Consider the following 20,411-nt stretch of genomic DNA (forward strand, 5'->3'; position numbering starts at 1 on the left):
CATGGCGTGGCGGCCGGACGCTGCCGGCAGGGTAAAGCGGACCTGCAGACAACGAAGTCTTTTGTACTACTGCAGCTTGGTGACCTGGCCGAAGCCAAGCGTCACCGGAGTCTCGCGCTCGAAGATGGTCACGAGGACCACCAGCTGCTGCGACTCGGGCTTGATCTCGGAGATCGTGGCCTGGAGCGTCTCGAACGGTCCTTCGTTGACCGTGACGGGCTCGCCAACCTCGAAGTCCACTGCGTAGTTCGAAGATTCCTGCGCGGGCTTGCCGGCTTCGATCTTCGGGGACACCACGGTGTGCTCCAGCATGGAGTAAACCTCTTTGAGGCTCAGCGGCACCGGGTTGTGGGCGTTGCCCACGAAGCCGGTAACACCGGGAGTGTGACGCACAACGCCCCAGGAGGCGTCGGTCAGTTCCATGCGCACCAGAACGTAGCCGGGAATACGGACCCGGTTGACGATCTTCCGGGTGGTGTTCTTGATCTCGACGACTTCTTCCATCGGAACCTGGATCTCGAAGATGTTATCTTCCATGTCCATGGTCTGGATGCGGGTCTCAAGATTGACCTTCACGCGGTTTTCATAACCGGCGTAGGAGTGGATGACGTACCAGTCACCCTCCTGGCGGCGAAGCTTGGCCTTGAAGGCTTCTGCGGGATCTTCCTCGGGCTCTTCTTCTGAGTCTTCGGAGTCTGCGGAATCAGAGTTCACAACCTCGTCGGCGGCGTCGGCATCCTCTGCCGGAACGTCAGCCTCGGCGGGCGCCTCAACGGCGTCTGCTGCGGTTGTTTCATCCTCGGCATCCAGATCAGCGGCTTCGTCATTGATCTGTGATTCGAGTTCTTGCTCGGACACGTAGATTCCTGCTTTCTTCTTCAGAGCTCTATGGGGTTTGTCACTGGCTCTAGCTCAAAGGCCTGAGGTTCCTGCCCTTGGGGCGAAACGCAGGCCCGGAGTCAGCTTTCGCCGCTGCCCGAGCCGAAGATCGCCAGCGCGCCTGCACCAAAGACAAAATCCAGAACTGTCACGATAATCATCATCACGACCACGAAGGCCAGAACCACAATGGTGTATCTCAGCAGTTCCTTGCGGGTGGGAGTGACCACCTTTTTCAGTTCCGCAATAACCTGACGCAGGAAGAGCGCAATTGCCGCGAAGAAGCCGCGCTTCTTGGGCCCGCTGGAGGGGTGTCCCTTGGAGCTGCTGGCAGCTGTCTCGGTCACCATCGCCTCACTCATCTGTTCGGTTCACAGCCGCAGCATGTGCTGGGACTGCTGCTTCATGAAGGACTTCTGCTGAGCTGCCGTGATGACAGCCGTGCGCAGGGCAGACAGGACTCGAACCTGCAACCTGCGGTTTTGGAGACCGCTGCGCTACCAATTGCGCCACTACCCTATGGAAGAACCCACTGTACCGGTAATACCCCTCGTCAGCGAACCGGCGACAGGCACAGACCAGTGTCATGACTTCAACACGAAGATCAAGTCTACTCAAAGATTCGCCTCCCGTCGAACCGGCGCTCCGGACAGTGTCCCGGCAGTGTCCCAGCAGTGCCCCGGCACCATCGCGCCGAGCGTTGCGGAATGCGTTAAGGGGAGCGTTCCGGGAGCGCCTTCGGGACAGGCAAAAGCGGCTTCACCGGCCGTTTCTTCCGCCAGATGCCGACGTAAGAAACGGCGGCCGCACGCTGCTGCACCTAAACTGGAAGTGGCCGCCGGGAAGTCGGCGGCCCCGCACGCCACATGTTCCATTGAGAATCAAACTGCAACCACAGACGGGAACGCCATGCCTTCCACCGGCCGAATTTCAGAGCGAATCGCCTCCATCGCGGAGTCCGCGACCCTTGCCGTAGACGCCAAGGCGAAAGCCCTCAAAGCCGCAGGCCGCCCGGTTATCGGTTTCGGTGCCGGTGAGCCCGACTTCCCGACCCCCGGCTACATTGTCGACGCAGCAGTGGAGGCCGCCCGCAACCCGCGCTTCCACCGCTACTCCCCCGCCGGCGGGCTCCCGGAGCTGAAGCAGGCCATTGCAGACAAGACCCTGCGGGATTCCGGTTATGCCGTGGAGCCGTCCCAGGTACTGGTCACCAATGGCGGCAAGCAGGCCGTGTATGAAGCGTTTGCCACCCTCCTGAATCCCGGCGATGAAGTCCTGCTGCCGGCCCCCTACTGGACGACGTATCCCGAAGCCATCCGTTTGGCCGGCGGCATTCCGGTGGAAGTCTTCGCGGGCCCCGAGCAGGGCTACATGGTTACCGTCGAGCAGCTGGAAGCTGCCTGCACCGATAAGACCAAGCTGCTGCTGTTCTGCTCTCCCTCCAACCCCACCGGCGCCGTTTATCCCGCCGAGCAGGTTGCCGAAATCGGCCGGTGGGCTGCTGCCCGCGGGCTGTGGGTGGTCACCGATGAGATCTACGAGCACCTGACGTACGACGGCGTGGAGTTCACGTCCATTGCGACGGCGGCGCCGGAGCTGGGCGACAAGGTGGTTGTGCTCAACGGTGTGGCCAAGACCTACGCGATGACCGGCTGGCGGGTGGGATGGATGATCGCCGCCCCCGACGTCATCAAGGCCGCTACCAATCTGCAGTCACACCTGTCCTCCAACGTTGCCAACGTGTCCCAGATGGCGGCCCTTGCCGCTGTCTCCGGTCCGCTGACCGCCGTTGAGGAAATGAAGCAGGCCTTCGACCGCCGCCGCAAGGCCATGGTTGCGGCGCTTAACTCCGTTGACGGCGTCGAATGCCCCATGCCCGAAGGCGCCTTCTATGCCTATGCGGATGTGCGCGGGCTGCTCGGCAAGGAGTTCCCGGGTGTGAACGGTCCGATCCGCCCGCAGACCTCCGCTGAGCTGGCCGCCCTGATCCTGGAGACGGTGGAGGTGGCGGTGGTTCCGGGCGAGGCGTTCGGCCCCTCCGGTTACCTTCGCCTGTCCTACGCGCTGGGCGATGAGGACCTTGCCGAGGGCATGTCCCGCCTGACGGAATTCCTCGGCCGCGCTGCCTAGAGCAGGCGCCGGTCGGCGGCCCACCGGCTGAGTTCGTGCCGGTTGGAGAGCTGCAGCTTCCTCAGGACGGCCGAAACGTGGGTTTCCACCGTCTTGACGGAGATGAACAGTTCCCGGGCCACCTCCTTGTAGCTGTAGCCCCGCGCGATCAGCCGCATAACTTCCAGTTCCCGGGCGGAAAGGCGGTCGAGTTCGTCGTCGACCGCCGCCACCGCGGCCGTCCCGAAGGCATCGAGCACGAATCCTGCAAGCCGCGGTGAAAACACCGCGTCGCCGCCGGCCACCCGGACGACGGCGTCGGAGATTTCTGCGCCGGAAATCGTTTTGGTGACGTAGCCGCGGGCTCCGGCGCGGATTACGGTCACCACGTCCTCAGCCGCATCCGAAACGCTCAGGGCCAGGAAGCGCGTTGTTCCGAGCAGGTCCCGGCAGCCGGCGATGACCTCCGCTCCGCCGCCGCCCACCCCGCCGGGCAGATGGACATCCAGGAGGACGACGGCGGGGCGGTGCGTGCGGATCGCGGCAACGGCCGCCTCCACAGTGTCCGCCTCAGCCGTCACGCGCAGCCGGGCGTCCAGGTCAGCCTTGAGGCCGGAGCGGAAAATTGCGTGGTCGTCCACGACCACAACGTCGATGGGGGCGGTAATCATGGTTGCTCCGATGCGTGGGGAATGTCCGATGCGTGGGGAATGTCTGATGCGGGGTGGTTCTCCGGGTTTTCCGGAGGCGTGCGGGTGAGCGGAAGCGCCAGGCGTATTTCTGTTCCGTCCGCTCCACTGCGGATAACGGCGGTGCCCCCATGGCGCTTCATTCGTCCGACAATGGATTCGCGGACACCGAGGCGGTCAGCGGGAACCTGCTGAGGATTGAATCCTTTACCCCGGTCGCGGATAAACACTTCCGCTCTGTCCGGGGTGCATTCAACATAGACGGACACCGGACCCGGTGCGTGCTGGGCCGCATTGATCAGCGCTGCCCGTGCGGCCAGCACCATGGCTTCCGTCGCGGAGGTCAGCGATGCATCGCCAACGGCCACCACTTCCACGGGATACCCGTATTCGTCCTCGACATGCGCTGCGGCGGCGGTGATGGCCTCCGACAGCTGACCGGCCGTTCGCGGATCGTCGAGATAGAGCCAGCGGCGCAGCTCGCGCTCCTGTGCGCGGGCAAGACGCAGAACGTCCTGCTCCGAACCGGCCCGGTTCTGGATGAGGGCAAGGGTCTGCAGCACCGAGTCGTGCAGGTGGGCGGCAATTTCGGCCCGTTCGCGTTCCCGGATACGCCCTGCCCGCTCTGCTTCCAAGTCACGCCAGTACTTGACGGCCCAGGGTGCGAAGACCAGCCCCACGCCGCCCAGGACAGCGGCGGCGGCCAGCAGCCCGGCGAGCAGGATGTCCCAGGCGAAGGCATCGGAAACCATGAGCAGCACTCCGACAATAACCAGCAGCAACCCTGCCGCCAGCCGAAGGACCCCGGACCGGCGGTCCGCGCCCGCACTGCTAATGAGTCCTGCCCGCCGGGTTTCATCAAGCTGGGACCAGGCCAGGACGGCTCCGACGGCGATTGTCCCCACTGGGAGCAGCACCGGCCAGTTCACCTGTGCGCCGAACCGCTGGGCAATGAATGCGCCCCCGACAAACAGCAGCGCCAGTCCGCCCAGAACCTCTCTGCTGGCCGCCGCCGCAACCCAGCCGGAACGGGCGGCGCGGGCAGCCTCCGGATCGGATCCGGAGGCTGCAGGATCTTGTCGGCTGAGGTACTCCGCGAAGTTCCTTGCCACACTGCGCGGGCTGCGGTCCGCCTCGGCGCCGGCAGCCGCTTCCTCGGCTGTGGGCACCAGAACCCACAGCCAGGCATACAGAACCACCCCGGCCCCTCCGGCCAGCGCGAGCGCCGCCATCAGCACGCGGACCAAGGTTACGGACCAGCCCAGATGCGCAGCAACGCCGGAGCAGACGCCTGCCATCAGGCGGTGATCCGGACGGAGCAGCGGAGCCAACATATCTTCATCCAAGCACGTCCTCGCCCGCATCCGGGGAGGATTACGGGTCTCCAGCTGATGTTCAGGGCGTTTTCAGGGTCCGCTCAGGGAAGTCCCCGATGCGCTCCGGCTGCTGCGCAAACAAAGATGGTCTTATGAACCCGCACCCAGCAGATCCGGATTCGTCCGGCTCCCCCACTGAACCCCTGCCGCCTTTCACCCCAGCGGACAATCCCACCCTGCCGCTTCCGCCGTTTTCGGCATCGGGCTCGCACCGGGTCCCCGGGGCAGGTTCCGGTTCCGGCGCCGGAACCGGAACCGACACTGCTCCCCGCCCAAACGGATTCTTCACCTGGCTCCGGTCCCTGGGCATTGTCCGCGGAGAAGAAGACCGGTGGCTGGGCGGAGTCTGCTCGGGCATCGCGGCGCGGACAGGTCTGGATCCCGTGCTGGTCCGGGGCCTGTTCATCGTGCTGGGACTGTTCGGGGGCGGTCTGCTGCTCTACGGTCTGGCCTGGGCCCTGCTGCCGGAACCGGACGGACGCATCCACACCGAGGAAGCACTGCGCGGTTCCTGGACGTCCGGAACCACCGGAGCCCTGGTGGCCTGCCTCCTGGGGGCGGGCAGCCCCAGCATCTTCTGGGCGGGCGACGGACTTCTGGGTGGATTCTTCTGGACGCTCTTCTGGATTGTTGGGCTGGCTCTGGTGGCCTACTGGGTCTTCACCCGTTCCAGCCGCAGACCGGAAAAACTCCGCACCAGCCCGTCTTCAGCGGGAGGCGCCGCCGGGCCGGCGTCGGACGCTCCGCCGGCGTCGTACCAGTATGCACCCGGCACTCCGACTCCGAATCCGCCGGACTTCCCCGAACCACGAGGGGCCAAAGCGGCAAAGACCGACCGCGGCCGGACCCGGACCTCTCCGGCCGCGGCCGAAGCGGCGGTGGTCCTGGGAGCCGTGCTGCTGGTTATCGGCACGGTCCTGACCCTGGACTATGCCGGTTACGTCAGCATTGAACATCCCGTGGCCGTGGCCCTTGCAGCCGCTGCCGTAGCCAACGGGCTCGGAATAGTCGTCCTCGGTGCGCTGGGCAGGTCCTCCGGAATCCTGGGGCTGACAGCCGTCGCCGCCTTGGTTGCGGCCGGCGTTGCCGGCACCAACCTCGGTACCTACGGCACCGTCGTCGTGGCCAACCAAGCCGACTGGGTGCCCACCACATCGCAGCCTGCCACGGCCGGCTATACGCTCGCAGGCGTCGATGGGCAGCTGGACCTGCGCTACCTTTCCAACGAAACAGACTTTCCAGTGGAGGTACCGGTGGGCCTCGCTGCGAGCGACCTCACCATCCTGGTGCCGGACAACATCCCCGTGGTGGTCCGTGCAGACATGTTTGCCGGCAGTGTAATGATCGACGACGGTGTCAGCCTCACCGATTCCAGCGGATTGTGGAAGTCATCCGACCAGCGGCTGAATGACCCGGAGGGCGAGGCCCTCGTGCTGCGCATCAAGGGAGCCGCCAGCACCGTGCTGGTGACCGTGAACGAAAGCGACTTGAACCGATGACGACCTCCCCCTCCAATATTGCCTTCGACAGCTCCTCTGACCCGGTTCCCGGCAGGCGCCCACCCCGCACATCCACCATTGTGTGGGGGCTGCTTATCACCGCCGTCGGCGCGCTTCTGCTGGCCTGGCAACTGACCGCCATCAGGCTCGATCCGCTGGCCGTCCTGCTCGGCCTGACCCTTGGCACAGGAGCCGCCCTGCTGATCGGCGGCGCCATTGCCGCAATGGGCGGCCGCAACCGGGAACGCCCCTGAGAATCAGGCGCCGAACGCAATGCTGTTTCACCCCGGGCGGAAACGCCTTCCAATCACTTCCAGAACAGGCAGTCTGTAGATTATGAACCGTTTCTTTAATATGTTGCGTTCCTCCCCCGTCCGCAGGACCCGCGGCTGGGCAGGAGGCGTCTGTGCAGGAATTGCCGACCGGTACGGCTGGGATGTATCGGCGGTGCGGATCGCCGTCCTGCTCAGCTTCCTGCTCCCGTTCGTAGGCGTTTGGACGTACCTCGCCGCCTGGCTCCTGCTGCCCAAAACCGACGGCACCATTGTCCTGGAACGCCTGCTCGGAAACCGCTAGTCCGGCGGCCCAGCTGGCCCGGGGGCATCTCATTTGCCCCGTATGACGCCGGTTGAGTCCCGCTGCGATGGCTGCCGGCCCGGCGGTGGCTAGAATCGAGGCTGAAGATCCACCAGCCGCGCACAACCGAACCAGAGGTTTCAACCATGAAGATCGGCATCCTGACCAGCGGAGGCGACTGCCCCGGACTCAACGCAGTGATCCGCGGAGCGGTTTTGAAGGGGATCAAGGTTCATGATGTGGAATTCGTGGGCTTCCTGGACGGATGGCGCGGAGTGGTGGACGGCGACATCATCGACCTGCCCCGCAGCAGTGTGCGCGGCATCTCGAAGCAGGGCGGAACCATTCTGGGAACCTCCCGCACCAATCCTTTCGACGGACCCAACGGCGGACCCGCAAACATCAAGGCCACGATGGACCGGCTGGGGGTCGATGCCATCATCGCGATTGGCGGCGAGGGCACGCTGGCAGCTGCGCAGCGGCTCACCGACGCCGGGCTGAACATCGTGGGCGTCCCTAAGACCGTGGACAACGATCTGGATGCGACCGACTACACCTTCGGCTTTGACACAGCGGTGCAGATCGCGACCGAGGCCATTGACCGGCTGCGGACCACCGGCGAATCCCACCACCGCTGCATGGTTGCCGAGGTCATGGGCCGCCACGTTGGCTGGATTGCCCTGCACTCGGGCATGGCTGCCGGAGCACACGCCATCCTGATCCCGGAGAACCCGCAGAGCCTGGACCAGATCGCGGAGTGGGTCACCCAGGCCCGGGACCGCGGCCGTGCGCCTCTCGTCGTCGTCGCCGAAGGCTTCGTCACCACCGATATGGAGTCCCCCCATTCCGAGCGCGGGCTGGATGCCTTTGGCCGGCCCCGGCTCGGTGGAATCGGAGAACTGCTGGCCCCGGAGATTGAGGCCCGCACCGGCATCGAAACCCGCGCCACGGTCCTGGGACATATCCAGCGCGGCGGCGTTCCCACCGCCTATGACCGCGTATTGGCAACCCGCCTGGGCATGGCGGCCGTGGACTCGGTCATCGACGGCTTGTGGGGCACCATGGTGGCCCTGCACGGCACGGACATCGCACACGTGGGCTTCGAGAAGGCCCTGGACAACCTCAAGACGGTCCCCCAGCGCCGGTACGACGAAGCAGCCATTCTGTTTGGCTAAACCGGCAGGCACCTTGGCAGCGGCCTCGCGCAATGGTGAACGGTGCAATGTGCAGACCGGTGTAATTTGAAACGTATGAATTTGGACCCCGGAACGATTGCGATCATTCAGCTCGCCTGGTCCCGGCGCCTCGGTCTGGCAGACGATGCATTGGCCGGTGCCCCAGACGGCACCCGCATTTACAGCGTCCAGGACCAGTCACCCAGCGTGTCCTTTACCCGGCTGTTTGGGCGCGAAGTTTTCTGCGGACCCCAATGGGCCATCCGTCGCGCACGCGGCAAGTCAGCGGACGAGCTGAGCCGGCACACTGCCCTCGCCGGCCTCTCACAGGAGTACGGCGGGCGGACGGTCAGCTCCGAACACCTCTGTTTTGCCGATTCGTTTCCGCCGCCGGTGGAGCCGGAGGACGAACTTGCCGTCAGCGAGGACCGTGACTTAGCTGTTCAGCTGGAACGCCTGTGCCCGCCCGATGACGTGGCTGAGGCGGGTCTGGCACACCAGGAACAGCTGTTCATAGTGGTGGATGACAGTACGGACGCTGTTGTTCCCCTGGCCGGAGCGGGCTACAGCATCCGCGACGGCATTCTCGCGGACATCGTCTCGCTGACCGCTCCGGCGTACCGCAGGCGGGGGCTGGGGCGCCACATCACGTCCGTGGCCGTCGAGGAGTCCATGGCTGCCGGGCTGATCCCGCAGTACAGGGTTCCGCTGGACAACGTTGGCGCCGCCCGGACCGCAGCAGGAGCAGGCTTCGTCGCGGCTGGCATCCGCTCGGAAGTCCGGCTGTCTTCTTAGCGCCGGCTAGAGCAGTTCCAGCAGTTCCTACCGGGAGAAATACTCTGCGGTTGCCCGCGCGGAAGGCGTACCGGCGTCCGGATCCGCTCCGGCGGCGGCAAGGATCTTCACTATCTCCGGGTAGCCCTTGAATACGGCGCCTGCCAGCGGCGTCTGGCCCCGGTCATTCTGCGTATCCACGTGGGCGCCCCGTTCCACCAGCAAAGCGGTGAGGTCCGCATGCCCGTGGTAGGACGCGAGCATCACCAGGGTGTCCCCGGATCCGTTGGTCAGGTTCACCGGGACCCCGGCGTCCAAGTAGCCGCGGATTCCTTCGGTGTCTCCGGCCCGCGCGGCGTCAAACACCAGGCCCGCAAGCTCAATGATGTCGTCGTCGATCTCGGGACGGGGTTCCGGGGTGCTCATAGATCTCCTCTGGGGGGGTGTATCCGGGTCTGACGTCTTTTTGCGGGGTGCTGCTAGGGCCGCGGTGTCCGCAGGAAGCCCGTGGCGCGTCCCACGACGGCGCCGGCGTCGGGAGCCACGATGGTTTCCTGGGCAGCCGCGTAGGGCTCGCCGTCGTCGTCGACCACCAGCTGGACGCTGGGATCCGCTGACCGTTTGATGACGGCCAAGGCAACCGCGCCCATTTCATAGTGCTGTGCCACGGACGTGACGGTGCCGATCTTGCGTTCACCCAGCAGAACCGTGCTCCCCGGGGCGGGAAGGGTGTGCTGGGACCCGTCCAGCTGCAGGAAAACCAACCGGCGGGGCGGATGGCCCAGGTTGTGCACGCGGGCGATGGTTTCCTGGCCCTTGTAGCAGCCCTTGGCCAGGTGAACCGCGGTACGGATCAGGTCCAGTTCGTGCGGAATGGTCTTCTCATCGGTTTCTGCACCCAGCCGGGGACGCCAGGCGGCAATGCGCAGGGCTTCGGAGGCCATGGTGCCGGCCAGCGAGCGGCCGGAGGCCTCCACTGCCTGTTCCAGTTCCGACGCCGGAATGAGGTACTCCTGCCAGGGCCTGTCACGTCCGGGATGGGAGTCCTCCGGCACCACTGAGTAGGCAAATCCGCCGGGGCCGACGTTGGGCCACGGATCGGTCCAGGAGCGGTACCCGGACCATTCCGGAACGGGCGAGGTGGTTCCGGCTACGGCCCAGTCGGCACTGACGTCGGCCACTTCCACCCGGAGCATGAATTTCATGCGCTGCAGGAACTCGGCAAGAGCCGGCGCCTCGGCTGCTTCGACGATCAGCCAGGCGGCGGCGCCGTCGTCGACAAGCCGTGCGTCGTGCTCGATCCGGCCCTGGACGCTCAGCAGCAGCAGCTCCGAGCTTTCCCCGGGCTGCAGGTTGGTCACGTTCTGGGAGGAGAGGGTGTTCAGCCAGCTCAGCCGGTCGGGGCCGCTGACCGTAACCACGCCGCGGTGCGACAAGTCGGTCACGGCGTTGCCCCGCGCCAGTTCGCGCTGTTCTCGCAGGGGGTCACCGTAGTGGGCGGCGACACCGGCATCAAGGCCGCCGGCTTCCACCGCGCCGTGGCGGGACAGGAGAGGGCTCACATAAGTCATAAAGCGTGCAACGTCCTCGCAGGGGCGGCTATTCCGCCCGGCAGCTGCGGTACAGGAATCAGGATTTTTTCTTGAGGATGGCGGAGGCGTGCGCCTTCAGGGCGTTGCCGCCGTCGGCCACGTCCCAGCGCCAGAACAGGTCACCGTTGACCAGGCCGAAGATCCGGGTGGCCGCGGTGTATTCCTTGGAGTTGACGCCCCGCATGACGAGGTCGGTGCTCAGCTGAATCTGCGGGCCCTTGATCTGCCCGTAGTACAGTTCGGCAATCCCGCCGGGATGAACAATGGTGGCAGTGATGTCGAAGCCCCCGCTGTCATTGCGGAGCTTCTCCACTTCGTCCGCGCTGCGCAGCGCCGGAACGATATCCGCAGGCGTCAGCCCGGGGCCGCCGTCGGCTTCATTAAGGGGACGGTCGAGCGCCCAGAAGCCCGTCTCGACGGCGAGCGGGCGCAGGACGGTGCCCTCCTCATCCGTGAGCCAGCTTTCTGCCTCATATTTCAGGTACGGCAGTCCGTTTTGGCTGAAGGTGACGCGCTGGGTGAAGTGCTCGGACTCAGCCTCACCTTCTCCCAGCCTGCCGGAACCTTCCCAGACACCAAGGAGCCAGGACAGCGGCACCAGTTCAGGGGTTAGATCTGTGGGGATCTCCATGGGCATGGCGCTCACCTGCTCCTTAGGTTGCTGCGGGTGGGTTACTTCTGCCCTTTGTACAGGCGACTGATGACCAGACCGGCAAAGCCGGCCATGGCAACGCTGGAGAGGCCCAGCAGGACGATGAAAAAGATCTCAATAGCTACAAGCGAATCCATAGCTACATCCTAACCGGAGCCGCAGACGTTTCCCCACATGACGTGCCGCTGCGCCTGCCCGGATGGAATCTTGGGCCCGCAGTGCTGCTTTGGGGATAATTCAGGGAATCAGCAGGGCGGCCATGAAGTAGACCACGGAGCCCAGCGCGACGACGGGCGCCAGAGCCAGCGCCAGCTGTCCGCGGCGGGTGGGGATGTCTTCACGGGAGAGCACCAGCCGGCGCACGGCCATGATTACCGCAGCACCGACCGCGCCCATCAACGCTGCGGCCGCGGGATGAACGCCGGCTTCGGACTGCACTACGCCTGCCAGTGCACCGGCCAGCGCGCCTGCAACAACACCCAACGGTGCGGCAATCCGGTCCGGCAGGGGGATGAGCGAGACAGCCAGGGCAACGAGGATGCCCGCCGCGGAGATGGTGAGGCCGGCCGGGCTGCCGTCGGCAGCGGCGAGCCGGTCCGCTGCCACCCAGCCGGATCCGAACACCGTCAGCAGGACACCGGCAATGTTGCCAATGGTCGACTCCAGGCGCTGGGCCTGACCGGTTCCCCGGAGCAGCTGGATCAGGAAGATGGCGCCGACTCCCACCGCCGCTACGGCCGGCAGCCAGACAAGCAGGGCGGTGGCCGGGGCAACAAAGGCTGCGGCACACGCGGCTGCGCCGGCGAGCGCCAGGATTGCACCCTGGGTTTTCTTGGCAGGGACATCCAGCAGATGCGGCCAGCCGATTCCCACCAGCACCGCAAGCAGGCCGGTTACGACGGCGACTGCCGCCACTGACCAGTACGAAGCACCTACGATGCCAATGAGGGCTGCTGCCGCCAGCACCGCTACGCTCCAAAGTTTCACTTAAGCCATCCTGCCTTATTACGCGGTGCAGATGAAAGCTACAGGTCCGCCGGAGCGCCGTGGGTATACTTTCAACACTTCGCCCCCTGCGGATGTGGCCAAGCTTGTGCCCGATGATGTGCGCCCAAACTCTCGGAGGATCCATGTCGCACATACTGCTGCTGACCAACAGCCCGGGACCTTCTGTGGAGGTCCTGCCGGCGCTGGGCCTGCTGAACCACAAGGTCCAGGTGGTTCCCGCCGAGCCCACCGCCCTGCTGGACACCGAACCCAGCGACGTGGTGCTTATTGACGCCCGCAGGGATTTGGTTGGCGCCCGTTCCCTCACGCAGCTGCTCAAGGCAACGGGTCTGGACACGCCGCTGATCCTCATCCTGACTGAGGGCGGCATGGCCGCCGTGGCTGCCAATTGGCTCGCCGACGACGTCATCCTCGACTCCGCGGGCCCGGCGGAGCTGGAAGCCCGGCTGCGCCTGATGTCAGCCCGGCTCCATTCGGGATCCGACACGGCGGCATCGGAGATCCGCGCGTCCGGCGTCGTCATTGATGAGGCCAGCTACACCGCCCGCGTCAACGGCACCGCCCTGAACCTGACGTACAAGGAATTTGAGCTCCTGAAATACCTGGCGCAACATCCCGGGCGCGTCTTCACCCGGGACCAGCTGCTGCACGAGGTCTGGGGCTACGACTATTACGGGGGCACCCGGACGGTGGACGTGCATGTGCGGCGCCTGCGGGCCAAGCTGGGCCCGGACCACGAGAACCTGATCGGCACCGTACGCAATGTCGGATACCGTTTCACCCGCTCCCGCCTTGCCGGCGAATCGGCGCAGGCCGCAAGCCAGGACGCCTGAACTCTGCCTGCAGGACAGGGCGTGGTATCCGGCACCCGCTTTCGCTGTTGCCGCCTTGCCCGCCGCCGTCCGGGCGCTACGCTTCTTCAATGAAAGACGAACGTGTGATGCCCTGGACCGTAGCCCTGACCAAGGGGACCCCCGAACCGGATCTGCTTGCCCAAATCCGTGAGCTTGCGGCTGCCGCCGCCGAGGCCGACGGCAATCCTCCGCTCTCCGAGCAGACCCTCGTTGACCTGCGCTCGGCCGAAACCGACCCGAACGCACTGCTGGTTTTTGCCACCTGCGCCAATGATGAGTCCGCTGATCCTTCAGCCGCCCAGGCGCTGGCCGGCGTCGCCGTCCTGACCGGCGGCACAGCGGAAGAAGCGGGAGTCCTGGAACTGGTGGTGCACCCTTCGTACCGTGAGAAGGGCGTGGGCACCGCGCTTGCGTCCTCTGTCCAGGAGCAGGTGAATGCCGGTTCCGTCCCGGCACCCCAGGCGTGGTCGCACGGAAATCATGAGGCCGCCGTCGAACTGGCCCGAATTTTTGGCTACCGTCCCGTGCGTGAACTCCTGCGCCTGCGCCTCACCCGGGGTGCGGACACCGCTGAACTGCCGGCCGCCTCGCTGCCCGAGGGCGTCTCCCTGCGCGCTTTCCGGCCCGGCGCTGATGAGGACGCTTGGCTGGCGGCCAACGCTGCAGCCTTTGCCCATCACCCCGAACAGGGCGGCATGACGCGTGCCGACCTGGACGCCCGGATGGCAGAGGACTGGTTTGATCCCGAAGGTTTCCTGCTGGCGGTCCGGGACGACGACGACGCCATCCTCGGCTTCCACTGGACCAAGGTCCATCCCGGCGCCGGCGGGCATCCGTCCATGGGAGAGGTCTACGTGGTGGGCGTGCTCCCGGAAGCACAGGGCATGGGGCTGGGACGCACCCTCACCGTTGCCGGCATCAGGCACCTGCAGGACGCCGGACTCCAGGCGATCATGCTTTACGTGGACGCCGACAACGCCCCTGCCATGGCGCTGTACAAACGGCTGGGATTTGTCCGCTGGGATGCTGATGTGATGTACGCGGCCGGCAAGGCCTAAACAGCTTGTAATGTTGATTTGACGGATATCACCCGGGGCACGAGCCCGGGGTATGTCCGAACCGCCGCCATACTGCAGGGAGAGACCATGGGATCCGATACCGCCGCTGAGCCGCACTACACTTTCGGGTCCGCGGAGTCCATGTCGGCACCCCGTGCCACGGAGGACCGGATTGATATCCCGGATTTTGGTCCGGCCCTGGTCCCCGAGGGAGATATCAGCCCGGAACGTTTCCTGGACCGCGAAATCAGCTGGCTCCACTTCAACGCCCGTGTCCTCGAACTGGCGGAAGATCCGGACCTGTACCTTCTGGAGCGGGTCAGCTTCCTGTCCATCTTTGCGTCCAACCTGGATGAATTTTTCATGGTCCGCGTGGCCGGCCTCAAGCGCCGCATCGCCACCGGACTGGCGGTGCCCTCCGCCGCAGGCCTGAGCCCGGTTGAGCAGCTGGAGCACATCGTGGAGGCCGGCTACCGCCTCCAGCAGCGCCACGCGGAGGTCTTCGCCAAGCAGATCCGTCCCGCGCTCGCGGAGGAACAGATTTTCCTGGTGGGCTGGGACGAGCTTGACGACACGTCCAAGGCCTACCTGCACCGGCAGTTCGCGGCCAAGGTCTTCCCGATCCTCACACCCCTGGCCGTGGACCCCGCGCACCCGTTCCCCTACATTTCCGGGCTCTCCCTGAACCTGGCCGTGGTGGTCCGCAATCCGGTCAGCGGCAAGGAGTTCTTTGCCCGCGTCAAGGTCCCGGACCAGCTGCCCCGCCTGCTCTCCGTGGACGGCCCGCGCGCCGGTAACGTCGCCGGGCGGGTGGCCCGCTTCATTCCGCTTGAAGACGTCATTGCCGAGCACCTGGACCAGCTCTTCCCCGGCATGGACGTCATGGAACACCACGCCTTCCGCGTCACGCGCAACGAGGACCTGGAGGTGGAAGAGGACGACGCCGAGAACCTGCTGCAGGCACTGGAAAAGGAACTGCTGCGCCGCCGGTTCGGCCCGCCCGTCCGTCTGGAAGTCACCACCGACATCAACCCCAGCATCCGCGAACTGCTGGTGCGCGAGCTGGGCGTTGAAGAGGACGAGGTGTATGCGCTGCCCGCGCCGCTGGACCTCCGGGGGCTGGCCGGCATCAGCCGGATCGACCGGGCGGACCTGCACTACCCCAAACAGGTTCCCCACACCAGCGCGCTCCTGAAGGAATCCGAGACCTCCAAGCCGGCGGACGTCTTCGCCGCCATGCGCCGCCGGGACATCCTGCTGCACCACCCGTACGATTCCTTCTCCACGTCCGTCCAGGCGTTCCTGGAGCAGGCCGCGGCGGATCCGCGCGTGCAGGCCATCAAGCAGACCCTGTACCGCACCTCGGGCGACTCCCCCATTGTCGATGCGCTGATTGACGCCGCCGAATCCGGCAAGCAGGTGCTGGCCCTGGTGGAAATCAAGGCCCGCTTCGACGAGCAGGCCAACATCTCCTGGGCCCGCAAGCTGGAACAGGCCGGCGTGCACGTGGTCTACGGAATCGTGGGCCTGAAAACCCACTGCAAGCTCTCCCTGGTGGTCCGCCAGGAAGTGGACGGGCTGCGGCGCTACTGCCACATCGGCACCGGCAACTATCACCCGCGCACCGCCCGCTACTACGAGGACCTGGGACTGCTGACTTCCAACGAGCAGGTGGGTGAAGACCTCACGAAGCTCTTCAACCAGCTCTCCGGCTACGCCCCGAAGTCCACCTTCAAGCGCCTGCTTGTGGCTCCCCGGTCCGTGCGGTCCGGCCTGATTGACCGCATCGAGCGGGAAATCGCCAACAAGAAGGCCGGTCTTAGTGCCCGCGTCATCATCAAGGTCAACTCCATGGTGGACGAGGCGATCATCGACTCCCTGTACCGCGCCTCGCAGGCCGGTGTCCGGGTGGACGTCATCGTGCGCGGCATCTGCTCGGTGCGCCCGGGCGTCCCCGGGCTCAGCGAAAACATTACGGTCCGCTCCGTCCTGGGCCGGTTCCTGGAACATTCGCGCGTGTTTGCCTTTGCCAATGCCGGCGACCCGGTGGTGTTCATCGGTTCGGCGGACATGATGCACCGCAACCTGGACCGCCGGGTGGAGGCCCTCGTGCAGCTGGCCTCCCGGGACGACATAGCCAACCTCATCTCCCTCCTGGACCGCTACATGGACCCGACCACGGCAAGCTGGCACCTCGAAAGTGACGGCATCTGGACCCGGCACCACAAGGACGAGGAGGGCGAGCCGCTGCAGGACGTGCAGTCCTGGCTGCTCGCCTCCCGGTCCCGCCAGCGTGCCGTCGCCCGCCGCTGATGGCCATGTCCACCGAACCGCGGACTTCCATGAGTGAGCGCACCGAGGTTTCCTCTGTCCGAAGCACGAAAGGCGCGGAGGAGACGGGCGGCAAAGCCATCCCCAAGGAGGTCCCTGCCGCCTACGAAGACATCAAGGTGGTTGCTGCCGGAGGTCTGTGCTGGCGTATTCGCGGCGGGGAGCTGGAAGTCCTGATGATCCACCGCCCCCGCTACAAGGACTGGTCCTGGCCCAAGGGGAAGATCGACAGCGGCGAGACCACACCCGAGTGCGCCGTCCGCGAAGTCGAAGAGGAAGTTGGAGTGCGGATCCGGCTGGGCATCCCGCTTCCGGCCACGGTGTACCCGGTGTCCTCGGGCATGAAGATTGTCCACTACTGGGCTGCCCGCATCCAGGAGGGCAAACCCCATCCGGACGGCAAGGAAGTGGACGGAGTCCGCTGGTGCTCCCCCGCGGAAGCCCATGCCGAGCTGACCAATCCCTCGGACCGGCTGCCGCTGCGTGCCCTCGAAGAGGCCCATGCCGACGGCAGGCTGCGGACCTGGCCGCTGATCATCGTCCGGCATGCCAAGGCCAAGCCCCGCTCCTCCTGGACCCGCGCCGAGGGAGACCGCCCGCTGGCGGCGACCGGCCTGCGCCAGGCCCAGGCCGTTTCGCGGCTGCTGAGCGCCTGGCTGCCGGACCGGGTCATTTCCAGTCCCTGGGTGCGGTGCGTCCAGACGGTGCGCCCGTATGTGAAAACCCGGACTGTGAAGTTCAAGACGGTGGACGCCATTACCGAGCACAGCGCCAAACGGAAGCCGGGCAAGGCCCGCAAGGCAGTGGAAGCACTGTTCGACAAGGCCAAGCCCGTGGTGCTGTGCACCCACCGGCCGGTGCTGCCCCTGACCTTCGAGGTACTCTCCGGGCACATGCCTACGGGCCTGGCCATCGGATTGCCGGGGAAAGACCCCTACCTGGCCCCGGGTGAAGCAATTATCTGCCAGGTCAGTTCCGCCGAGGAGGGACGGATTGTTTCGCTGGAGCGGTTTCGGGCCTTCGACGACTGATTGTGACGGGCCGGCAGCTGAGCCGGCAGCGGCCCGCGTCAGCGTGGCGCGCATCGCACTGCCGGGCGGGCCCGCTGCCCCCTTGCCGGTGTCTGCGGTGGCTAGACTGGAGCGGTGACTATCCCAACCCCGTACGAAGACCTGCTCCGCGACGTCATGGCCAACGGAACGCAGAAATCCGACCGTACCGGCACCGGAACGCGCAGCGTGTTCGGCCGCCAGATGCGCTTTGACCTCAGCGAATCCTTCCCGCTGATCACCACCAAACGGGTGCACTTCAAGTCGGTGGCCCTGGAGCTGCTGTGGTTCCTGCGCGGAGACTCCAACGTGCGCTGGCTGCAGGAACGCGGGGTCAGCATCTGGAACGAGTGGGCGGACGACGACGGCGAGCTGGGCCCGGTCTACGGCGTCCAGTGGCGCTCCTGGCCCGCTCCGGACGGCGGACAGATCGACCAGATCGCCAAGGTGGTCGAAAGCATCCGCACCAATCCGGATTCCCGCCGGCACATCGTCACGGCCTGGAACCCGGCCGAGGTGGACAACATGGCCCTGCCGCCCTGCCACGCGCTGTTCCAGTTCTACGTGGCGGACGGCAAGCTCTCCTGCCAGCTGTACCAGCGCTCCGCCGACCTGTTCCTCGGGGTCCCCTTCAACATCGCCTCCTACGCCCTGCTGACGCTCATGGTTGCCCAGCAGACCGGCCTGGAGCCCGGCGAATTTGTCTGGACCGGCGGTGACGTCCACATCTACGACAACCATGTGGATCAGGTCCGCGAACAGCTCAGCCGCGACCCCTTCCCCTACCCGCAGCTGCGGCTGGCACGGAAGCCGGATTCCATCTTCGATTACGCGCTGGAGGATTTCGAGGTGCTGGATTACCGCCACCATCCCGGCATCAAAGCTCCGATAGCAGTCTGAAAGGCCTCGTCTTGAGTGAATCCGCGGGTATCCGCTATTTCCCCACGGGCAGCGACAGCCGCGCCGAGGAGCCTCCTGCCGGCATGGACCTGGACGAGGCACTGGCCGCCGCCGGTCCGGCCGGTGTACCGCAGCCGCTGGTGGGAATGATCTGGGCCCAGACGCTCGACGGCGTCATCGGCCGGGACGGCGGCATGCCGTGGCACCTGCCTGAGGACCTGGCGCATTTCAAGAGGACCACCGCCGGGCATCCCGTCATCATGGGCCGGCGCACCTGGGAGTCCTTTCCGCCCGCCTACCGCCCGCTGCCGAACCGCACCAACATTGTGGTGAGCTCCAGCGAAACGCTGGCTGCGGAGATTTCCCCGGCGGGCGCCGTCGTCGTTACCTCGCTGGAACAGGCGCTGGACACTGCACGCCACAGCCCCGGCGGAGAGCAAATCTGGATTGTGGGCGGCGCGCAGCTGTATGAGGCCGCCGCCCCGCTGGCGGACGCCGCCGTCGTCACCGTCATCGATGCCAGCACGGAGGGCGATACCTACGCGCCGCATCTGGGCCCGGACTGGGGCTTCACCGCGGTCAGCCCCGCCGAGGGCTGGCATACGGCGGCCAACGGCACCTCCTACCGGATTGCCCTTTGGACCCGGGACCGGGACGCCGAGGCCGGCGTCACCAATCAGCACGGCGGGCCAACCCTGCCCTAAACTGGGAAGCATGACTTTCGCAGCTACCCCTGTACCCACCGCGGGCTTCATCGGCTGGCGGGGCATGGTCGGTTCAGTCCTGATGCAGCGCATGCAGGATGAGGGCGACTTTGACCTGATCAACCCCGTGTTCTTCTCCACCTCCAACGCAGGCGGCGCCGCGCCGGCCTTCGCCGAAGGTGCCGGAGAGCTCCAGAACGCCTATGACATTGAGACGCTGGCCAAGCTGCCGATCATTGTCACGGCCCAGGGCGGCGGCTACACCTCCGAGGTTTACCCCAAACTGCGCGACGCCGGCTGGAACGGTCTGTGGATCGACGCCGCCTCCACGCTGCGCATGGAGTCGGACTCGATCATCGTCCTGGATCCGGTGAACCGGGATGTCATCGACGCCGGGCTGGCCCGGGGCGTGCGCAACTTCGTGGGCGGCAACTGCACCGTGTCCTGCATGCTCATGGGCCTGGGCGGACTGTTCCGCAACGGCCTGGTGGAGTGGGGCACGTCAATGACCTATCAGGCGGCCTCCGGCGGCGGAGCCCGGCACATGCGCGAGCTGCTGAACCAGTTCGGCTCGCTGAACTCCGTGGTTGCGGACCAGCTTGCGGACCCCGCCTCGGCCATCCTGGACATTGACCGCGCGGTGCTGGCCCAGCAGAAGAATCCGGATCTGGACACCTCGCAGTTCGGTGTGCCGCTGGCAGGTTCGGTGATCCCCTGGATTGACGCTGACCTGGGCAACGGCCAGTCCAAGGAAGAGTGGAAGGCCGGCGCCGAGACCAACAAGATCCTGGGCCGGGAGACGGCCGGACGGATTCCGTTTGACGGGCTGTGCATCCGCATCGGCGCCATGCGCTCGCACTCGCAGGCACTGACCCTCAAACTCACCGAGGACCTTTCCGTGGCGGAAATTGAGCGCATCATCGACGCGGACAACGAATGGGCCAAGGTGGTTCCCAACACCAAGGAGGCCTCCATGGCTGAGCTGACCCCCGTGGCCGTCAGCGGTAGCCTGGACATCCCGGTGGGCCGGATCCGCAAGCTGGAGATGGGCCCGCAGTACATCAGCGCCTTCACCATTGGGGACCAGCTGCTCTGGGGTGCAGCCGAACCCCTCCGGCGCATGCTGCGGATCGCAACCGGAAACCTCTAAGCCCCGCCAGGCCCCCAGGCCTCAAGCCTGCCAAGC

General features: G+C 65.9%; 21 protein-coding genes and 1 tRNA gene. 13 read left to right on the forward strand and 9 right to left on the reverse strand.

The window, feature by feature from the left end:
- Nucleotides 1-66: 66 nt before the first annotated feature.
- The 3 genes from nusG to AC4D2Q_RS02170 form a co-directional block, all read right to left on the reverse strand.
- On the reverse strand, nucleotides 67-858 hold the full coding sequence (gene nusG / locus AC4D2Q_RS02160) for a transcription termination/antitermination protein NusG (protein WP_400931136.1): 792 nt from the start codon (nucleotides 856-858) through the stop codon (nucleotides 67-69).
- Between the two features lie 101 nt (nucleotides 859-959).
- Nucleotides 960-1,241: a preprotein translocase subunit SecE gene (gene secE / locus AC4D2Q_RS02165; protein ID WP_400931134.1), complete on the reverse strand. Its 282-nt coding sequence runs from the start codon at nucleotides 1,239-1,241 to the stop codon at nucleotides 960-962.
- Between the two features lie 84 nt (nucleotides 1,242-1,325).
- A tRNA-Trp gene (locus AC4D2Q_RS02170) sits at nucleotides 1,326-1,398 on the reverse strand.
- Between the two features lie 390 nt (nucleotides 1,399-1,788).
- Here AC4D2Q_RS02170 and AC4D2Q_RS02175 point away from each other — a divergent pair.
- A complete protein-coding gene (locus AC4D2Q_RS02175; protein ID WP_490944578.1) occupies nucleotides 1,789-3,009 on the forward strand; it encodes a pyridoxal phosphate-dependent aminotransferase in 1,221 nt (406 codons plus the stop codon).
- Here the strand turns inward: AC4D2Q_RS02175 and AC4D2Q_RS02180 are convergent.
- Together AC4D2Q_RS02180 and AC4D2Q_RS02185 are read right to left on the reverse strand one after the other, a co-directional pair.
- Nucleotides 3,006-3,659, reverse strand: a complete 654-nt coding sequence (locus AC4D2Q_RS02180; protein ID WP_490944580.1) for a LuxR C-terminal-related transcriptional regulator — start codon at nucleotides 3,657-3,659, stop codon at nucleotides 3,006-3,008. The two genes, AC4D2Q_RS02175 and AC4D2Q_RS02180, sit on opposite strands and share 4 nt — an antisense overlap.
- Nucleotides 3,656-5,023, reverse strand: a complete 1,368-nt coding sequence (locus tag AC4D2Q_RS02185) for a PspC domain-containing protein (RefSeq protein ID WP_490944582.1) — start codon at nucleotides 5,021-5,023, stop codon at nucleotides 3,656-3,658. Before AC4D2Q_RS02185 ends, AC4D2Q_RS02180 begins: the two co-directional genes overlap by 4 nt.
- A gap of 122 nt (nucleotides 5,024-5,145) precedes the next feature.
- Between AC4D2Q_RS02185 and AC4D2Q_RS02190 the strand changes: the two genes are divergently transcribed.
- The 5 genes from AC4D2Q_RS02190 (at nucleotide 5,146) to AC4D2Q_RS02210 (ending at nucleotide 9,098) form a co-directional block, all read left to right on the forward strand.
- A complete protein-coding gene (locus AC4D2Q_RS02190; RefSeq protein WP_490944584.1) occupies nucleotides 5,146-6,552 on the forward strand; it encodes a PspC domain-containing protein in 1,407 nt (468 codons plus the stop codon).
- Nucleotides 6,549-6,806 (forward strand): hypothetical protein, encoded by a 258-nt coding sequence (locus AC4D2Q_RS02195; RefSeq protein WP_490944586.1) that lies wholly within the window; start codon nucleotides 6,549-6,551, stop codon nucleotides 6,804-6,806. The genes AC4D2Q_RS02190 and AC4D2Q_RS02195 overlap by 4 nt, the downstream gene beginning before the upstream one ends.
- Nucleotides 6,807-6,888: 82 nt before the next feature.
- Entirely contained in the window at nucleotides 6,889-7,128 is a 240-nt protein-coding gene (locus AC4D2Q_RS02200; protein WP_400931124.1) for a PspC domain-containing protein, read from the forward strand.
- Between the two features lie 146 nt (nucleotides 7,129-7,274).
- A complete protein-coding gene (locus tag AC4D2Q_RS02205; protein WP_490926431.1) occupies nucleotides 7,275-8,303 on the forward strand; it encodes a 6-phosphofructokinase in 1,029 nt (342 codons plus the stop codon).
- A 75-nt stretch (nucleotides 8,304-8,378) separates the two neighbouring features.
- Complete coding sequence (locus AC4D2Q_RS02210; RefSeq protein ID WP_490944588.1) at nucleotides 8,379-9,098, forward strand: GNAT family N-acetyltransferase; 720 nt, start codon at nucleotides 8,379-8,381, stop codon at nucleotides 9,096-9,098.
- Between the two features lie 27 nt (nucleotides 9,099-9,125).
- Here AC4D2Q_RS02210 and AC4D2Q_RS02215 read toward each other — a convergent pair whose 3' ends face one another.
- The 4 genes from AC4D2Q_RS02215 to AC4D2Q_RS02230 form a co-directional block, all read right to left on the reverse strand.
- On the reverse strand, nucleotides 9,126-9,503 hold the full coding sequence (locus tag AC4D2Q_RS02215) for an ankyrin repeat domain-containing protein (protein WP_490944590.1): 378 nt from the start codon (nucleotides 9,501-9,503) through the stop codon (nucleotides 9,126-9,128).
- Between the two features lie 53 nt (nucleotides 9,504-9,556).
- Complete coding sequence (gene ygfZ / locus AC4D2Q_RS02220) at nucleotides 9,557-10,648, reverse strand: CAF17-like 4Fe-4S cluster assembly/insertion protein YgfZ (RefSeq protein ID WP_490944592.1); 1,092 nt, start codon at nucleotides 10,646-10,648, stop codon at nucleotides 9,557-9,559.
- Between the two features lie 58 nt (nucleotides 10,649-10,706).
- Nucleotides 10,707-11,306 carry a heme-binding beta-barrel domain-containing protein gene (locus AC4D2Q_RS02225; protein WP_490926819.1) on the reverse strand — a complete coding sequence of 200 codons (600 nt, stop codon included), beginning with the start codon at nucleotides 11,304-11,306 and terminating at the stop codon, nucleotides 10,707-10,709.
- Nucleotides 11,307-11,558: 252 nt separating this feature from the next.
- Entirely contained in the window at nucleotides 11,559-12,308 is a 750-nt protein-coding gene (locus AC4D2Q_RS02230) for a hypothetical protein (protein WP_490926427.1), read from the reverse strand.
- 143 nt (nucleotides 12,309-12,451) lie between these two features.
- Here AC4D2Q_RS02230 and AC4D2Q_RS02235 point away from each other — a divergent pair, with 143 nt between their 5' ends.
- The 7 genes from AC4D2Q_RS02235 to asd all read left to right on the forward strand — a co-directional run bounded on the left by AC4D2Q_RS02235 (nucleotide 12,452) and on the right by asd (nucleotide 20,375).
- Complete coding sequence (locus AC4D2Q_RS02235) at nucleotides 12,452-13,162, forward strand: winged helix-turn-helix transcriptional regulator (RefSeq protein WP_490926426.1); 711 nt, start codon at nucleotides 12,452-12,454, stop codon at nucleotides 13,160-13,162.
- 89 nt (nucleotides 13,163-13,251) lie between these two features.
- Nucleotides 13,252-14,241 (forward strand): mycothiol synthase, encoded by a 990-nt coding sequence (gene mshD, locus AC4D2Q_RS02240; protein ID WP_490944593.1) that lies wholly within the window; start codon nucleotides 13,252-13,254, stop codon nucleotides 14,239-14,241.
- An 87-nt stretch (nucleotides 14,242-14,328) separates the two neighbouring features.
- Nucleotides 14,329-16,554, forward strand: a complete 2,226-nt coding sequence (locus AC4D2Q_RS02245; protein ID WP_490926424.1) for an RNA degradosome polyphosphate kinase — start codon at nucleotides 14,329-14,331, stop codon at nucleotides 16,552-16,554.
- Between the two features lie 29 nt (nucleotides 16,555-16,583).
- On the forward strand, nucleotides 16,584-17,603 hold the full coding sequence (locus tag AC4D2Q_RS02250; protein WP_490944596.1) for an NUDIX hydrolase: 1,020 nt from the start codon (nucleotides 16,584-16,586) through the stop codon (nucleotides 17,601-17,603).
- Between the two features lie 114 nt (nucleotides 17,604-17,717).
- The gene (locus AC4D2Q_RS02255) at nucleotides 17,718-18,521 is read left to right on the forward strand and encodes a thymidylate synthase (RefSeq protein ID WP_400931104.1); all 804 of its coding nucleotides are present in this window, start codon (nucleotides 17,718-17,720) and stop codon (nucleotides 18,519-18,521) included.
- Between the two features lie 11 nt (nucleotides 18,522-18,532).
- Complete coding sequence (locus AC4D2Q_RS02260) at nucleotides 18,533-19,225, forward strand: dihydrofolate reductase (protein WP_490944598.1); 693 nt, start codon at nucleotides 18,533-18,535, stop codon at nucleotides 19,223-19,225.
- Nucleotides 19,226-19,235: 10 nt separating this feature from the next.
- Nucleotides 19,236-20,375, forward strand: a complete 1,140-nt coding sequence (gene asd / locus AC4D2Q_RS02265; RefSeq protein ID WP_490926421.1) for an aspartate-semialdehyde dehydrogenase — start codon at nucleotides 19,236-19,238, stop codon at nucleotides 20,373-20,375.
- The last annotated feature ends 36 nt before the right edge of the window (nucleotides 20,376-20,411 follow it).

The sequence above is a fragment of the Arthrobacter sp. TJ-178 genome, from assembly GCF_058269275.1.

Excerpts from the sequence above, each read along its gene's own strand:
- AC4D2Q_RS02200 (WP_400931124.1), top strand. The coding sequence starts at position 6,889 with ATGAACCGTTTCTTTAATATGTTGCGTTCCTCCCCCGTCCGCAGGACC.
- AC4D2Q_RS02210 (WP_490944588.1), top strand. The coding sequence starts at position 8,379 with ATGAATTTGGACCCCGGAACGATTGCGATCATTCAGCTCGCCTGGTCC.
- asd (WP_490926421.1), top strand. The coding sequence starts at position 19,236 with ATGACTTTCGCAGCTACCCCTGTACCCACCGCGGGCTTCATCGGCTGG.
- ygfZ (WP_490944592.1), bottom strand. The coding sequence starts at position 10,648 with ATGACTTATGTGAGCCCTCTCCTGTCCCGCCACGGCGCGGTGGAAGCC.
- AC4D2Q_RS02190 (WP_490944584.1), top strand. The coding sequence starts at position 5,146 with ATGAACCCGCACCCAGCAGATCCGGATTCGTCCGGCTCCCCCACTGAA.
- AC4D2Q_RS02215 (WP_490944590.1), bottom strand. The coding sequence starts at position 9,503 with ATGAGCACCCCGGAACCCCGTCCCGAGATCGACGACGACATCATTGAG.
- AC4D2Q_RS02235 (WP_490926426.1), top strand. The coding sequence starts at position 12,452 with ATGTCGCACATACTGCTGCTGACCAACAGCCCGGGACCTTCTGTGGAG.
- secE (WP_400931134.1), bottom strand. The coding sequence starts at position 1,241 with ATGAGTGAGGCGATGGTGACCGAGACAGCTGCCAGCAGCTCCAAGGGA.
- AC4D2Q_RS02225 (WP_490926819.1), bottom strand. The coding sequence starts at position 11,306 with ATGCCCATGGAGATCCCCACAGATCTAACCCCTGAACTGGTGCCGCTG.
- mshD (WP_490944593.1), top strand. The coding sequence starts at position 13,252 with ATGAAAGACGAACGTGTGATGCCCTGGACCGTAGCCCTGACCAAGGGG.
- AC4D2Q_RS02175 (WP_490944578.1), top strand. The coding sequence starts at position 1,789 with ATGCCTTCCACCGGCCGAATTTCAGAGCGAATCGCCTCCATCGCGGAG.
- AC4D2Q_RS02195 (WP_490944586.1), top strand. The coding sequence starts at position 6,549 with ATGACGACCTCCCCCTCCAATATTGCCTTCGACAGCTCCTCTGACCCG.
- AC4D2Q_RS02250 (WP_490944596.1), top strand. The coding sequence starts at position 16,584 with ATGAGTGAGCGCACCGAGGTTTCCTCTGTCCGAAGCACGAAAGGCGCG.
- AC4D2Q_RS02205 (WP_490926431.1), top strand. The coding sequence starts at position 7,275 with ATGAAGATCGGCATCCTGACCAGCGGAGGCGACTGCCCCGGACTCAAC.
- AC4D2Q_RS02180 (WP_490944580.1), bottom strand. The coding sequence starts at position 3,659 with ATGATTACCGCCCCCATCGACGTTGTGGTCGTGGACGACCACGCAATT.
- AC4D2Q_RS02245 (WP_490926424.1), top strand. The coding sequence starts at position 14,329 with ATGGGATCCGATACCGCCGCTGAGCCGCACTACACTTTCGGGTCCGCG.